Source organism: Coleofasciculus sp., assembly GCF_046565525.1.
GTDB lineage: Bacteria > Cyanobacteriota > Cyanobacteriia > Cyanobacteriales > Coleofasciculaceae > Coleofasciculus.
The window spans coordinates 117720-131608 of record NZ_JBKHUP010000006.1 but is presented as its reverse complement, the minus strand read 5'-3'; the positions used below and the strand labels follow the sequence as shown (position 1 = coordinate 131608).

Genomic DNA, 13889 nt, shown 5'->3' with positions numbered 1-13889 from the left:
CTCCGTACCTCCGTCACCCCGCTATCCTACCCCACCCTACGAAAGTTGAGGGTGGGGACAGCCGCGCTCACGTTCTATTTAAGTTAATCAATGTTGTTTTATACAAGATTCGGGTCTGAGTGATAGACAACAACTGCTCATTGCCTATCCCCCAGACCCGATACAGGCTAGTACAGGGGAACCCAAGGATATCCGACTATGCAAACCTGCTTAGGGCTTATGTAAAGATGTTCTAAAACATCTTGATGAATTCCCAGGTAGCCGTACTGGTTTCTAGCTCAGAGCATTGATGGCGTAGTTGAGGTAAATATTCGCTTCACCTGCAACATCTCCCGATAGACCATGATTGTCACGGACAAATTCTAGTGCCGCCACGTACCAACTGGAAGACAAACCCAGAGCTGCGTTGAATTCTTTAACGCCAGCAATCACATATTCATCCAGTGGACCCGTTCCACCGACTACACAGCAGTAGCTGATCACGCGCAAGTAATTGTTAATATCCCGCACACACTTGGACTTGCCTTCTTGAGTCGAGGCATATTGGGGTCCTTCCATTTGAGTGGTGTAGGGGAATTTCTTATAAACATGATTAGCAGCAGCTTCAGACCATCCCTGACCATTATCAGTAAACGCTTTAGCCGCATCCAGACCAGCCTTCGCCCGACTGAAACGACCAAAAATGGCTTGCATTTCAGTGTTAGTCGGATAAGAACCGCGCACGTCAGCAGCAGCAATCGCCTCAGTAATTGGGGTTTTCATGAGTATTTTTGTTCTCCTAAATGATTGACTCGGTTAAGTTGTCAGATTGATGATCAAAAAGCCGTTTAAACTCGACCTTAAGCAACGGCGGCTGCTGCTGTATCAAAATAGCCCGCTAACTCAGACATCAGAGCGCTGCAATCTCCTTGCGTAATGCCATTGGGGTCGTTGGCAAGTGCGATCGCGGCATCTTTCATCTTTTGAATCCCGGATGCTACAGCATCTCCAGGTGTTCCTAGCGCTTGGTAGGTTTCCCGCAGACCATTGAGACAACGGTCATTCATCACACTGGCATCCCCTGCCACCATGGAGTAGGTGACATAACGGAGAATAAAGCCCATGTCACGGATACAAGCAGCATGGTTGCGGTGATGGTCACAAGGACCACCAGGAGCGAAAACTTGGGGACGCTCAGCCACTAATCCTCGGTATGCATTGGCGACGATCGAAGAAGCGTTACTGGTGAGACGGTTCACCGTATCTAAACGCTTATTGCTTTCCGACACCATCGCTGAAAGCGCGTTGATTTGATCGCCACTCAGATAGGCACCACTTTTATCGGCTTGCTCTACGACTTTGGAAAACGCATCAAGCATTTTATTAATTTCTCCTAGCTAAACTTTGTTTGAACGAACGATTGATCGACGTGGCGAGATTCGCCTAAGTCTGGCATTGGGTCAAATCCAGCCCTGAAAGAATTTATCGGATTATCTTGGTCAATTTGCTGGCATCGGCGGCACTATCGACATAACCAGTACGACACTTTAGGCGACTCTGGCAACCAATCGTTTCACCGCTTATACAACCATCCGCAAATCCTAGACTTCAGGGAAAATTTGGTTTTGCCCCAAATAACCCATAGGTTTCTTTATACAATATGCTGAAGATTTTTAAACATTAAAAAATATTAAGTTGTATGTCATTGTACAGGATTTTGCTCAAACCTTCTCAGATAAAGCCCTAAGCATAGTTCAGTTGATTAAAAATTTTACATTTTGCAAAGTATTGAGCGGCAAAATGTTTACTTTTATTAAGACTACGACGCCGAAAATTTACGCGCAATCTTAGATGTACCAGTCACTTCAGTTTTGTACTCCCGTCTGGCACACCATCTCAGCCAATGTAATGTTTCTTAACAAAGGGGGAGACCAGAGGATGCGGGAGCATTTTTTGCACGGGGAAGCCAGATTAAGGAAAGTGTTATCTTAAAATTTTAGAGCCTTAAGTTAATATTATTCTGTGACAACAAAATAGAAAGGCATTCAGACAGTAACCCTATTGAGTATATCTACTTAAGTAATTGTTACTAAATTTCTCATAAAGGCGAGAAGACGTGGCTCAAGATAACCGCCCCGATACAGAACTTGACAATGGGGCGTTGGCGCGATCGCGAAATCTGTAGCCCTCTCGTGCTGCTAGTTTGAGCAGGTTTGGCATCATCAGGATTGGTGAGCTTGATCAGCCAACGCTTAAAAACTTAACAATTTGTAACAAATAAAAACTCAACATCATTGTATAAAAGAAACCTGAAGGGTACAGATGACAGGCAAACGTTAACCCAAACACCAGATGACCGCGATTGTGGGGATTCTCATAATAAGCCGGAAATCTTCTCAGGTTTCTTAACGCTCCGTTTACGTTTTCCTTCTGAAAACGTGATCGGTAGCAGCGAGAACAGACCAGAAGAGGTGTAAGGGTTTCACTGTCTCGACCTAACCTGTCTAGATTTCAACCCTAGACTCAACCAAGCAAAGGAGGATTTGAGTTCATGTTTGATGCATTCACCAAGGTGGTAAGCCAAGCTGATGCGCGCGGCGAAATGCTGACCGGCTCTCAGTTAGATGCTTTGAATGCAATGGTGGCAGAAAGCAACAAGCGGATGGATTCCGTTAACCGGATCACCAGCAGCTCTTCTAAAATCGTTGCTGACGCGGCTCGTGCTTTGTTTGCTGAACAGCCTCAGTTAATTGCTCCAGGTGGTAACGCCTACACCAGTCGTCGGATGGCGGCTTGCTTGCGGGATATGGAAATCATCCTGCGCTATGTGACCTACGCAATTTTTGCCGGGGACTCCAGTGTACTGAATGATCGCTGCCTGAATGGTTTGCGTGAAACCTATGTAGCGTTGGGCGTACCGGGATCTTCTGTTGCGGCTGGCGTGCAAAAAATGAAAGAAGCCGCGATCGCACTTGCGAATGACCGTAATAATATCACTCCTGGTGATTGCAGCTCTTTAATGTCCGAAATCGGTAGCTACTTTGACATGGCTGCCAACGCGGTTGCCTAAAACAAGGTAAAAAAAGATTGCCTGTTGAAGTTTAAACTTCATCAAAACGTTTGAAAAAGTAAGCAAAAGATTAAGGAGATATCTCGACGATGAAGACGCCATTGACAGAAGCAGTCGCCGCTGCCGATTCCCAGGGACGTTTCTTAAGCAGCACCGAAATCCAAGTTGCGTTTGGTCGGTTTAAGCAAGCTCAAGCCAGCTTACAAGCAGCTAGAGCCTTAACTGACAAAGCGCAAATGCTGATTGATGGTGCAGCTAACGCGGTGTACCAAAAGTTCCCCTACACCACTCAGATGCAGGGACCGAACTACGCTTCTACTCCTGTAGGGAAAGCCAAGTGTTCTCGTGACATCGGTTACTACCTGCGGATGGTAACCTACTGCTTAGTTGCAGGTGGCACCGGTCCGATGGATGAGTACCTGATTGCTGGGATTGATGAAATCAACAGCACCTTTGAACTGTCTCCTAGCTGGTACATTGAAGCCCTCAAGTACATCAAAGCTAACCATGGCTTGTCTGGCGATCCCGCCGTTGAAGCCAATTCCTATCTTGACTATGCGATCAACGCCTTGAGCTAGTTTGATCGTCTTGCCCGGAAAGGCAAGCAGTTGTTAGCAAAAAGGGTTAGCAATTGTTTGCGTTTCCGGGTATCGTTTTATTCATTTTCAGGGAGGGTTGAGATGACCAGTTTAACGGCAGCAAGGCGATTAGGAATTGCGGCATTTGCCGAGTCTCCAAAAATGGAGCTGCGTCAAAATTGGACAGAAGATGATTTGCAATTGGTGATCCGAGCCGCTTATCTACAAGTCTTTGGAAACGATAACTTGATGGAGTTTGATCGGTTAACCAGTGCTGAATCATTGCTGCGCCATGGCGAAATAACGGTTTGCGATTTTATTAGAACCTTGGGTCAATCGGAACTATACCGGGAAAAGTTTTTCTACTCCACCCCACAAGTGCGATTTATCGAACTGAATTATAAGCACTTTTTGGGACGAGCGCCCTACGACCAGTCAGAGATTGCCTATCATACTGACCTGTATGATCAACAGGGGTATGAGGCGGAGATCAACTCCTACATTGACTCAATGGAGTATCAAGAGAACTTTGGTCAGTCCATTGTTCCATATCCGATTGGATTTGAAACCCAACGTAGTCAGAAAACCGTCGGGTATAGCCGGATCTTCCAACTATTTGGCGGATTAGGCAGTAGCGATCGCACTCAGCCGGCGGGGAATCGTTCTCGTCTGTTGCGGGAAGTCGCACTGAATACCTCGTCTCCGATATACGCTGATCGGCAAGGACAAGCGATCGTGGGTACTCAGGGCGGAACTCGCGAGCAGATTTATATCGTGCGGGTGATTCAAATCCCCAAACCCGGACGCATGACCCGAATCCGCCGCAGTCAGACGGAATATTACGTCCCTTACGAGCAGCTTTCCCAAAAGTTGCAACAAATCAATAAGATGGGCGGTAAGGTGACGAACATCATACCCGCTTAAAGATAGTACAGATAGTACAGACCAAACTGGCGCGTCTGTACAACCATAAACCGCTCGCAACCAAGCGGACTAACAAAATATCATTGCCTGTGGAAGACGGGCATCTGCCTGTGGACGCGGAGTAAGACCAATAGAGGGCAACCTTTGGAGGCGTCGGCGGATGAAGCGGGAAATCCCAAAGACGAATAAGACCGTCCTTGTTTTTAAAAGGTTGGAAGCCAAATAAGAGCGAAGCAAGTTGGGGTACTTCACAATTTCAACATTGGCGTTTAATCAGGAGAAATTTAAGTGGCTATTACAACAGCAGCTTCCCGACTAGGGACAGAAGCGTATAGTAATCCAACTCCGGTAGAATTGCGCCCTGATTGGGTTGAATATGATATTCAAGCGGTCATCCGTGCCGTATACCGTCAACTGTTGGGCAATGACTATGTGATGGCGTCTGAACGCTTAACCAGTGCCGAATCATTGCTGCGGAACGGGTATGTAAACGTGCGCGAGTTTGTGCGTTGCGTTGCCAAATCAGAACTTTATAAAACCAAGTTTTTCTACGGCAGTTTTCAAACTCGTGTAATTGAACTCAATTACAAGCACCTATTGGGTCGCGCACCTTACGATGAGTCTGAGGTAATTTACCACCTGGATCTGTACGAAACTCAAGGGTACGACGCTGATATTGACTCTTACATCGATAGTGCAGAGTATCAAGAAAACTTCGGCGACTATATCGTTCCTTATTATCGCGGTTTTGCAACTCAAAGGGGTCAGAAAACTGTCGGGTTTACCCGTATGTTCCGACTATATCGCGGTTATGCCAATAGCGATCGCGCCCAGTTAGAAGGAACTGACTCGCGTCTGGCGACTGAGTTGGCGCAGAATTTTTCGTCAGCCGTTGTTGGACCATCGGGTGCAAATGAAGGCTGGGCATATCGCCCGTCTGGGAAGGGTGAAACGCCAAGTAAGGCATTAGGGGGTTGTGTCCCTTATGGCACACAAGGCAAAGTGTATCGCATCGAAGTATCGGGCATTATTAATCCCAGATATCCGAAAGTTCGTCGCAGCAGCAAAGCCTTCTTAGTTCCTTATGAGGAACTATCCAACAAACTCCAACAGATTAACCGTCTGGGGGGTAAAGTGGCTAGCATTACACCTGCTTAGAACATTCCTCTGGAAAGAAGCAGATTGAACAGATTGAACCGATCTGAACTGATCAGATGGGACTAGGGACTGGAGAAATTAGGACTAGAAATAAAATAACAGAAAACGTTGTGTTATTTCTAATCTCCTAACTCTTGAGACTCTAGTCCCATTGGTATGTCGAGTTAGCGGAAAAGTGGAGAATTAAGCCGGATAAAAATAGCTGTTTATCGGTCTAAATCAGAAACTTGGATGATTGATAATTAAAAGGAGAATTGATTACTATGCTAGGTCAAGTAGCAACAAGCAGTACGGCTAACACTCCATCGGGGAGTCGTTTCTTTACCTATGAAGTCACGGGTTTGCGTCAAAATGAAACCAACGACAAAAATGAATACCCCTTTCGCAAAAGCGGCAGTGTCTTCATTAAAGTGCCTTACAATCGCATGAATGAAGAAATGCGCCGCATTACCCGCATGGGAGGGACAATTGTCAATATTCATCCCGTGAATTCTGGCAGTTAGTTGGCTGATTAAGTCGAAAGCTGGTAAACGGTAAGGGGTAAGGGGTAAAAAAATACTTCATATCTGTTACCGATTACCAGCTAAGTAAGAATAGTTTTGACCTTTCACTTCGCTAGTCGGACATGGTGTGTGATCCTTCGCTTTGTTCAAAGGAACCGGGTTTGTAGGGGCGGGTTTGACTACTATCGTTTCTTACTTAACCCAGATATAACTAAACCCGCCCAGACGAGTGCATGACATAAGACAAATGACATTTGTAACTGAACAATCGAGTGGTGGCGAATCTTTAACAATAGAACAAGCACTCGCCAACCTCAAACAACGGGATGATTTAAGTCTTTGCTATTATGCGGCGTGGTGGCTGGGAAAATTTCGGGTTCGGGAAACTGCTGTAATTGAAGCATTGATTGTAGCGCTAGAGGAAGAGGCAGATTGCACCGAGGCGGGCGGATACCCCTTGAAACGAAATGCAGCAAGGGCGCTGGGAAAGTTGGGCGATCGCAAAGCCGTTGCGCCTCTGATAAACTGTCTAGACTGTTCGGATTTCTATGTGCGGGAAGCCGCCGCGCAGTCGTTAGGGATGTTAGGTGATCCCGTTTGTATTCCTCAGTTAATGCGGTTATTAGAGGGTGGGATAGAAGTGGGATCACCTGTACCTGGATCACCGCACTTGGCACAACCTTATAATGCTGTCATAGAGGCGTTAGGCAGTTTAAGGGCAAAAGACGCGATCGCATTAATTGAACCCTTCCTAGAGCATAATCAAGAACGGATACAGTACGCCGCCACACGAGCCATGTATCAGTTAACCAAAAATCCAGCCTATGGCGATCGCTTAGTGCAAGCCCTGAAGGGGGAAAAGTTACAACTACGACGGGCTGTATTAGCCGATTTAGGAGCGATTGGATACTTAAAGGCAGCAGATGCAATCGCCCAAACCTTAGCTGAAAATAGTTTAAAGCTCATTTCTCTAAAAGGGTTATTAGAGCATGAAGTGAAAAACTCTGCCAGTAAATCCGTTGAGCTATCAGAAGCAGCCATCCATCTGATTAACCTGATGGATGATTTGCTATAGCCTTATAACCCCCTAGCCTCGTTCCTAGGCTCTGCCTAGGAATGCTCCTTAGGAGGCTCCGCCTCCCCCTAGTAGCGGCAAAAGCAGGAAGCGATAAAGGGCGAGGATTATGGCTGAAGTTGACACGGATGAAGACTGGCGCCCCTACATAAGTACCTTATACTTATGTGGATAACCGAGGAAACACAATATAACACATAACGAATGATAGAACTTGATTCTCGCCTTGCGAGAATAACAAATGACAAATGACAAATGACCAAAACCTAATTCAAGCCGTTGAACAAGCCGATTCTGCCCCTCGCTTAATCGCCGCCGTGCGAACCCTAGCCAACGCCAAGATAGAAGCGGGGATTCCCACATTAATTGCCGTCCTCAGTTATAACAACCCCGGTGCCGCCGTCGCCGCCGTCGATGGATTAGTGCAATTAGGAGATGTGGCAGTAGAACCATTACTCAAACTGCTTGACGAATATAACTATGGGGGAAGGGCTTGGGCGATTCGAGCCTTAGCCCAACTTGCTGATCCGAGAGCCTTAGAAACCTTACTGAATGCGGCTGAAACTGACTTTGCCCTAAGCGTGCGTCGTGCGGCGGCGAAGGGGTTAGGAACTGTACAATGGTCAAAATTGTCTCCTGAAGAAATTCCCTCAGCCCAAGGGCGAGTGCTGAAAACTCTACAGGTAACATCCTACGATCCCGAATGGGTGGTGCGTTATGCTTCCGTGGTGGGATTGCAAGGATTAGCCACAGCGATAGCCGAAACACAACCAGATTATTGGCAGCAGATAGTTGCTCATTTTGAGCAACTGATGAAAGATGAGTCAGATTTGGCAGTTCGCACCCGCGTGCAATTTGCCTTAGCGCAACTGCAACCGGAAATGGCAGAGGCTAGGTAATTTTTGTAGTGCCATAAGCATTAACTCACCTTTATAGGGAGCATGGAGCGTAACGCATTGCTCGCTACCCATTGCCAATTTAAATGAGTGACAGCTTACCCCTAGCTAACAACTATAGCTTTGGCAAGCGCTCCGTTATCCGACTAATTTTCTGAACCACTTCCACAAGGCGATTACCCTCAACATGAACTTCTGGGGTTGGGTAGTGTTGCAACGTCTCAATTAGAGTAATTTTCCCATTCGGTAAAGCCGAACTCATCAAAGCGCCTCGTAAAGACTGGCGATTAGCCCGATTTGTAGGAGTATGAATGACTTGGCTGGTTTGATCCAACAGTAATTCCCCAGGGAGGCTATTGAGTACCCGATGAAGCAGGATTGGATCTACAGCCATCTCTTTTGTCAAAACTTGCCGCAACTCTGCTGGTTCTTTTCCCGCCATTTTTAGATAAGCTTGCAGTGAAGTCGAGAGTTCCCCTGTTTCCGCAAAGGTTGTTAACTCCTCTACCGATACTGTCTCTCGTAAAAATCGGTATTTTAGCACTACCGATTCTGCGGCGTCTGCACGAACACCCCACTGAAACACACCCATAAGTGTGACTAAACTTAAAATTAAACGCTTTGAAAGTGGTAGATAGTAAGACATTTCTTAAATACCTTTTCCTTTTACTTGAGCTAAGGGTAAAGAAGTAATCTTACTTCTTCTATTCCCCCGATGGGGATATTTTTAGTTCATGCATCTCTCTAAAGATAGAAAGTAGTTTTTCTAACTAAAAACCGTTTCCCATTTATCGTCTTGACAAATAACATTCTATCATATCTACAGTTATCAGATAGGTGTATGCTTGTCTCTAAAAATGTTATTCAATAACTATTCCCGGTCAATATTTCTTAGGTTTTGGGTAAAAATCTAACTTTTGATAGTTATGCTGATGGCTACAGGTCTTGTAAGTGAATCTTTCAACATATTTATTATTCTCTATGATCTTAAGCTTAAGAGTGAAACAGATAGATCCATTTCCTCTAACTAATAATAATTTTTCATGCAGGTCTGATTGTTTACAGAACTAAACGAGATCATTCATTAGAATTAGAACTGACAAGGTAGAAGAGATCATTCGTCAAAAGTAATAATTTCATCTTGATGATTTTATGGTGAGAAAGCCGCAAGTCGATCGTCAGCGGGAGCATCAAGCCAACGAGCGTACATTTCTGGCTTGGCTGCGAACTTCGATTTCTTTAATCGGGTTTGGTTTTGCTATTGCTCGATTTGGCATCTTTTTACGTCAAATTCAAGTAGCGGTGACTCAAGCAGAAGCAGAAATACATCCTCTGTTCAACTCTGAGAACCTGGGAGTAATGCTGGTCGTTTTTGGAATTGTGACAATCGCCTTAGCCGCTTGGCGTTATAATAGGGTCTTTTGGCAAATTGAGCGAGGAGATTATCGACCAAATCGACTGATAATTTGGATAACAACTGGGATAGTCATGGTTCTGGGATCTCTAAGTCTTCCGTTTGTGTTTTGGCGCAATCAGATACCCACTCCTCCAGCGTCGCCCCCAAACAAGCAACAGTCTCATTACTGAAGAATCACCAAAATTGACAGTGGTAAGACGGCGAAAACTCTACGGAAAAAGTTAGTGCAAGCGCTGCACGAGATTCAGACGGCTTATGACTGCTTGCTGAGTGACTGTAAATCACGATTGCACGATGCTTTTGGGATTAACCTCTCAGAAACAAGCTGTCATTGCCAGACTGAATGAGAGAGTGTTTGATTTAGCGTCTGAAACATTGCCTCAAATTGGGGAAAAGCGTCAAGATAGAGGGGACGAACAAAAAACAGGCTATGCCTAGCTTGTCAATTATCATCCGATAATAATTGTCAACAGAAGGGAACAGCAGCCAAGGATTGGTGCTATGACTACAGTAACAACTCCAGTAGAAAATTCTCCGTTGGTGTTGCACCTACATCCAGTGATTAATCTGACAGATGAGCAGTTTTTTGAGTTCTGTCAAATTAATCGTGACTTGCGAATTGAACGCACAGCAACAGGAGAATTGCTAATTATGCCTCCCACGGGTTCGGAAACAGGTGGACGAAATTTTAGGCTGAATGGACAATTGTACAATTGGACGGAACAGAATGGGACTGGTGTTGGATTTGACTCCAGCACTGGCTTTACGCTTCCCAATGGTGCAAAGGTTTCCCCTGATGCGGCTTGGGTAAAACTAGAACGATGGAATGCTTTAACCCCTGAACAGCAACAAAAGTTTGCGCCAATCTGTCCTGACTTTGTGGTGGAACTGCGATCGGCTTCTGATAATTTGACACCGCTTAAAACTAAGATGCAGGAGTATATTGACAATGGGGCGCTGTTAGGTTGGCTAATTGACTGCAAAAAACAACAGGTTTATATTTATCGCCCAGGAGTAGCGGTGGAATGTTTGGATAATCCGGCAACAGTAAGTGGCGATCCAGTATTACCCGTATTTGTGCTGGATTTAAGCAAAATCTGGTGAGGGTAGCTAGGGAGAGCGCCGTACTATTTCACAACAGCCACCAAGGATTTGTGCCATGACAATGACTGAAGCAACGACTCAAGTAGAAAATTCTCCGTTGGTGTTGCATTTACACCCGATAATTAATCTGACAGATGAGCAGTTTTTTGAGTTCTGTCAAATTAATCGCGACTTGCGAATTGAACGCACGGCAACAGGAGAATTACTAATTATGCCTCCCACGGGTTCGGACACAGGAAATCGCAATGCTAAGTTGATTGTGCAGTTGGGAGTTTGGGCAGAGCGTAACGCAACGGGGATTTATTTCGATTCTAGTACAGGCTTCACGCTTCCTAATGGTGCAAAGGTTTCCCCTGATGCGGCTTGGGTAAAACTAGAACGATGGAATGCTTTAACCCCTGAACAGCAACAAAAGTTTGCGCCAATCTGTCCTGACTTTGTGGTGGAACTGCGATCGGCTTCTGATAATTTGGCACCGCTCAAAACCAAGATGCAGGAGTATATTGACAATGGTGCGCTGTTAGGTTTGCTGATTGACCGCAAAAAGCGACAGGTTTATATCTATCGTCCAGGAGTAGCGGTGGAATGTCTAGATAATCCAGCTACGGTTAGCGGTGAGTTTGTATTACCCGGATTTGTGCTGGATTTAAGCAAAATCTGGTGAATTTCCAGGACGCGATCGCGAACAGATTGATCAACCTTACTTCCTCCCATTTTGGCAGGACTTAAACAAGTTTATAACGGGTTTTAACCGATAAGATCGTCTATGGCAACGCTTCGCGATCGCGCTATTTTGGCAAGAGCATCCTACCAGGTTTCGTTGCGTCAACCCAACCGACAAGATTAGCGATTGCTGAGAAACCTAGATGTCTTCACCCTGAGAGACAGGTTCTAGAAATTCCACCCTGCCCAGAACCATACCTTATTCTTCACCTAATTCTTCTTCTGGATATGAGAGTGCTTGTGAAACTGCCTTGGGGGGATTTCTGAATACTACGTGCTTATCATTTCTATTAAACCAGCCTTTAAAAGCCCAGTTAATCCATCCACCATCACCCTCATTTGTAAATTCACCGCTCTGGAAAGCCCAAATACCATAAGTGATGCCATTATAAGTTGCTGATCCGTAGAATACAACTCCCTTAAATCTTTCTTTATAGTTTTGATTCAGATTAAAAACCATAACGTTATGGCGCTGATCAGCAGCATAAAAAGTTGATTCCATTAGATTCTTGACAAATCCACCACGGTTTGGGTCAGAATTGACAAGCCTCTCAATTTCTCCAACAATTTTAAGTACGTCTATATTAACGTTTATATTGACAGGCATACTCTTTATCTCCAGGTTGTTTGAATATTTTTACTCATGTTAACCTGATAAAATAATTTTATCTAGAGTAAAAATGTTCAATTTTGCCGCTGATTTACCCAGGTTTCCCTCTCTTTCATCTATCTTTGTACTAAAATATATAAAAATGTACTAAAAAAACGTAAAATGTAATCTATAATACACAAAATGCTCCCCTCTCCCAGATCGATGAATCTTAAAGAAGTGTTAAAACTCGCTGATGAGATAGTATTTACCAAAACGGGTCAACACCTTGACGACTTACAAACAGCGGTACTACGGGGAACTCTACAACGCGAGACATACAAGCAAATAGCCAAGGAGTTTGACTGTTCTGAAAGTAGTGTGAGGAATGCGGGTTCAGAATTATGGCGAATACTTTCAGAAGAGTTAGGAGAAGAGGTAAATAAATCGAATTTACGAGCAGCAATGGAGAGGGTACAAAATTCTAATATTTTAAACTTTGCACAAAACGTAAGTGGTAGTTTTAACATTTGTGGAGAAAGTAGACACCCGCCAGATCTACCAAACTCCCATCCACCTAATCAGGAAGCATCTAACACACAATCACCTCAAACTTTACATCAAGATTTAAGCGAAATGCCAGATTTGGGTGCTTTCTATGATCGCACATCGGAACTCGACACCCTCAAAACCTTGATTTTACAACAACGCTGCCGCCTAATAGCACTCACGGGTATCAGTGGTATCGGCAAAACAGCACTAGCAGCGCAACTCGTCCAACAAATTAAACATGAATTTGAATATGCAATTTGGTGCAGTCTAGACCAATCCTACACCCTAGACAAATTTCAACAGCAACTGATACAGTTTTTCTCCGAATCAGAAAATCCTGATTCACTTCCAACTAACCAAAAACCGTTACCTCTAATTAAATATTTACAAAACTATCGCTGCTTAGTCGTATTAGATGACATTCACAACCTCTTCAGTAGTGGCGAATTTGCAGGTAAATATAAACCAGGATACGAAGACTATCGCTTCTTTTTAAAACAAATAGAACAATTATCCCATCAAAGTTGCTTTCTACTCATCGGTTGGGAACAACCCAGAGAAGTTCCGCATTATCAAAGCTCAAATGATCCCATTTGTACCTTACAAATCCCTGGTTTAGATATCCCAGCCGCACGGGAAATACTCAGAGATTACGGGTTAGCAGCAATCGAGAACGACTCAGCACTCATTTCCCGCTATCAAGGCAACCCCTTGTGGTTACAAACCGTAGCCACTCTGATCCAAGAGTTGGGAGGATGCGCTCATGAGATATTATTGGATGATACAATATTATTGCCAGAAAGATTGAAAGATATTTTACAGCAGCAGTGCGATCGCGTATCTGAAATAGAAAAGCAAGTTCTCTCCTTGTTAGCGCAAGCAAGCGAGCCAATTAATCTAGCAAAATTGCTAGAAAATCGCCTTATTCTACCTTCATATTTACTAAACGCCATGCAATCTTTATGCCGACGCTGTTTAATAGAAAAACAAGCAGAATTTTACAGGATGCAACCTGTACTGAGACAGTATATCAACTCCACTTTAATGTAGATATGTTCAGATGTTGAACCATTCTGGATTTAAGCAAAATCTGGTGAATTTTCAGGACGCGATCGCATCCTCTATAGACAAACTCTAAACCCTGCTGCAAGACAGCATTGCGTATCGGTTTGGGTAAATTTACAACAGATACAGAAATGAGTCAAGCCGCTGTAATTTTGTCAACAGCCGTCAGCCAAATTCGTCAAGTTATTGGTTTTTCGCAATCGGGTTAGGGATGAGAGAATCGAGGCGGGTTTAGTTACTTATAAGTGAGGTCAAA

Annotated in this window: 15 protein-coding genes and 1 pseudogene; 12 read left to right on the top strand and 4 right to left on the bottom strand. The window is 44.5% G+C overall.

The features are described from left to right. Positions 1-273 precede the first annotated feature (273 nt). Together ACLGGO_RS03625 and ACLGGO_RS03620 are read right to left on the bottom strand one after the other, a co-directional pair. Positions 274-762, bottom strand: coding sequence for a phycocyanin subunit alpha (locus ACLGGO_RS03625; RefSeq protein ID WP_446354784.1), 489 nt, complete (start codon positions 760-762; stop codon positions 274-276). A gap of 77 nt (positions 763-839) precedes the next feature. Then, positions 840-1358, bottom strand: a complete 519-nt coding sequence (locus tag ACLGGO_RS03620; RefSeq protein ID WP_446338769.1) for a phycocyanin subunit beta — start codon at positions 1356-1358, stop codon at positions 840-842. 1172 nt (positions 1359-2530) lie between these two features. Here ACLGGO_RS03620 and ACLGGO_RS03615 point away from each other — a divergent pair. The 7 genes from ACLGGO_RS03615 (at position 2531) to ACLGGO_RS03585 (ending at position 8186) form a co-directional block, all read left to right on the top strand. After that, positions 2531-3049 (top strand): phycocyanin subunit beta, encoded by a 519-nt coding sequence (locus ACLGGO_RS03615; RefSeq protein WP_446338767.1) that lies wholly within the window; start codon positions 2531-2533, stop codon positions 3047-3049. 89 nt (positions 3050-3138) lie between these two features. After that, a complete protein-coding gene (gene cpcA / locus ACLGGO_RS03610; RefSeq protein WP_446338766.1) occupies positions 3139-3627 on the top strand; it encodes a phycocyanin subunit alpha in 489 nt (162 codons plus the stop codon). A gap of 102 nt (positions 3628-3729) precedes the next feature. Then, positions 3730-4551, top strand: coding sequence for a phycobilisome rod-core linker polypeptide (locus tag ACLGGO_RS03605; protein WP_446418293.1), 822 nt, complete (start codon positions 3730-3732; stop codon positions 4549-4551). 288 nt (positions 4552-4839) lie between these two features. Further along, positions 4840-5709, top strand: a complete 870-nt coding sequence (locus ACLGGO_RS03600) for a phycobilisome rod-core linker polypeptide (protein ID WP_446338764.1) — start codon at positions 4840-4842, stop codon at positions 5707-5709. A gap of 263 nt (positions 5710-5972) precedes the next feature. Beyond that, entirely contained in the window at positions 5973-6212 is a 240-nt protein-coding gene (locus tag ACLGGO_RS03595; protein ID WP_446338763.1) for a phycobilisome linker polypeptide, read from the top strand. A 247-nt stretch (positions 6213-6459) separates the two neighbouring features. Further along, positions 6460-7287, top strand: a complete 828-nt coding sequence (locus tag ACLGGO_RS03590; RefSeq protein WP_446418292.1) for a HEAT repeat domain-containing protein — start codon at positions 6460-6462, stop codon at positions 7285-7287. Between the two features lie 248 nt (positions 7288-7535). Then, positions 7536-8186, top strand: a complete 651-nt coding sequence (locus tag ACLGGO_RS03585; protein ID WP_446338761.1) for a HEAT repeat domain-containing protein — start codon at positions 7536-7538, stop codon at positions 8184-8186. Positions 8187-8298: 112 nt separating this feature from the next. Here ACLGGO_RS03585 and ACLGGO_RS03580 read toward each other — a convergent pair whose 3' ends face one another. Continuing rightward, positions 8299-8829 (bottom strand): alpha/beta hydrolase, encoded by a 531-nt coding sequence (locus ACLGGO_RS03580; RefSeq protein WP_446338760.1) that lies wholly within the window; start codon positions 8827-8829, stop codon positions 8299-8301. Between the two features lie 506 nt (positions 8830-9335). Here ACLGGO_RS03580 and ACLGGO_RS03575 point away from each other — a divergent pair. The 4 genes from ACLGGO_RS03575 (at position 9336) to ACLGGO_RS03560 (ending at position 11368) form a co-directional block, all read left to right on the top strand. Further along, complete coding sequence (locus ACLGGO_RS03575) at positions 9336-9770, top strand: YidH family protein (RefSeq protein ID WP_446338759.1); 435 nt, start codon at positions 9336-9338, stop codon at positions 9768-9770. 100 nt (positions 9771-9870) lie between these two features. Further along, positions 9871-10038: a hypothetical protein gene (locus ACLGGO_RS03570; RefSeq protein WP_446418291.1), complete on the top strand. Its 168-nt coding sequence runs from the start codon at positions 9871-9873 to the stop codon at positions 10036-10038. Positions 10039-10101: 63 nt separating this feature from the next. Next, positions 10102-10704, top strand: a complete 603-nt coding sequence (locus ACLGGO_RS03565) for a Uma2 family endonuclease (protein ID WP_446418290.1) — start codon at positions 10102-10104, stop codon at positions 10702-10704. A gap of 61 nt (positions 10705-10765) precedes the next feature. After that, the gene (locus tag ACLGGO_RS03560) at positions 10766-11368 is read left to right on the top strand and encodes a Uma2 family endonuclease (RefSeq protein WP_446418297.1); all 603 of its coding nucleotides are present in this window, start codon (positions 10766-10768) and stop codon (positions 11366-11368) included. 258 nt (positions 11369-11626) lie between these two features. Here ACLGGO_RS03560 and ACLGGO_RS03555 read toward each other — a convergent pair. Beyond that, positions 11627-12028 (bottom strand): annotated as a pseudogene (locus tag ACLGGO_RS03555) (hypothetical protein); the annotation flags it as partial. Between the two features lie 213 nt (positions 12029-12241). Here ACLGGO_RS03555 and ACLGGO_RS03550 point away from each other — a divergent pair. Further along, a complete protein-coding gene (locus ACLGGO_RS03550; protein ID WP_446418289.1) occupies positions 12242-13618 on the top strand; it encodes an NB-ARC domain-containing protein in 1377 nt (458 codons plus the stop codon). Positions 13619-13889: the final 271 nt, after the last annotated feature.

Coding starts and splice junctions, on each gene's coding strand:
- ACLGGO_RS03575 (WP_446338759.1), top strand. CDS start 9,336: ATGGTGAGAAAGCCGCAAGTCGATCGTCAGCGGGAGCATCAAGCCAAC.
- ACLGGO_RS03560 (WP_446418297.1), top strand. CDS start 10,766: ATGACTGAAGCAACGACTCAAGTAGAAAATTCTCCGTTGGTGTTGCAT.
- ACLGGO_RS03580 (WP_446338760.1), bottom strand. CDS start 8,829: ATGTCTTACTATCTACCACTTTCAAAGCGTTTAATTTTAAGTTTAGTC.
- ACLGGO_RS03615 (WP_446338767.1), top strand. CDS start 2,531: ATGTTTGATGCATTCACCAAGGTGGTAAGCCAAGCTGATGCGCGCGGC.
- ACLGGO_RS03550 (WP_446418289.1), top strand. CDS start 12,242: ATGAATCTTAAAGAAGTGTTAAAACTCGCTGATGAGATAGTATTTACC.
- ACLGGO_RS03565 (WP_446418290.1), top strand. CDS start 10,102: ATGACTACAGTAACAACTCCAGTAGAAAATTCTCCGTTGGTGTTGCAC.
- ACLGGO_RS03585 (WP_446338761.1), top strand. CDS start 7,536: ATGACAAATGACCAAAACCTAATTCAAGCCGTTGAACAAGCCGATTCT.
- ACLGGO_RS03605 (WP_446418293.1), top strand. CDS start 3,730: ATGACCAGTTTAACGGCAGCAAGGCGATTAGGAATTGCGGCATTTGCC.
- cpcA (WP_446338766.1), top strand. CDS start 3,139: ATGAAGACGCCATTGACAGAAGCAGTCGCCGCTGCCGATTCCCAGGGA.
- ACLGGO_RS03620 (WP_446338769.1), bottom strand. CDS start 1,358: ATGCTTGATGCGTTTTCCAAAGTCGTAGAGCAAGCCGATAAAAGTGGT.
- ACLGGO_RS03595 (WP_446338763.1), top strand. CDS start 5,973: ATGCTAGGTCAAGTAGCAACAAGCAGTACGGCTAACACTCCATCGGGG.
- ACLGGO_RS03590 (WP_446418292.1), top strand. CDS start 6,460: ATGACATTTGTAACTGAACAATCGAGTGGTGGCGAATCTTTAACAATA.
- ACLGGO_RS03625 (WP_446354784.1), bottom strand. CDS start 762: ATGAAAACCCCAATTACTGAGGCGATTGCTGCTGCTGACGTGCGCGGT.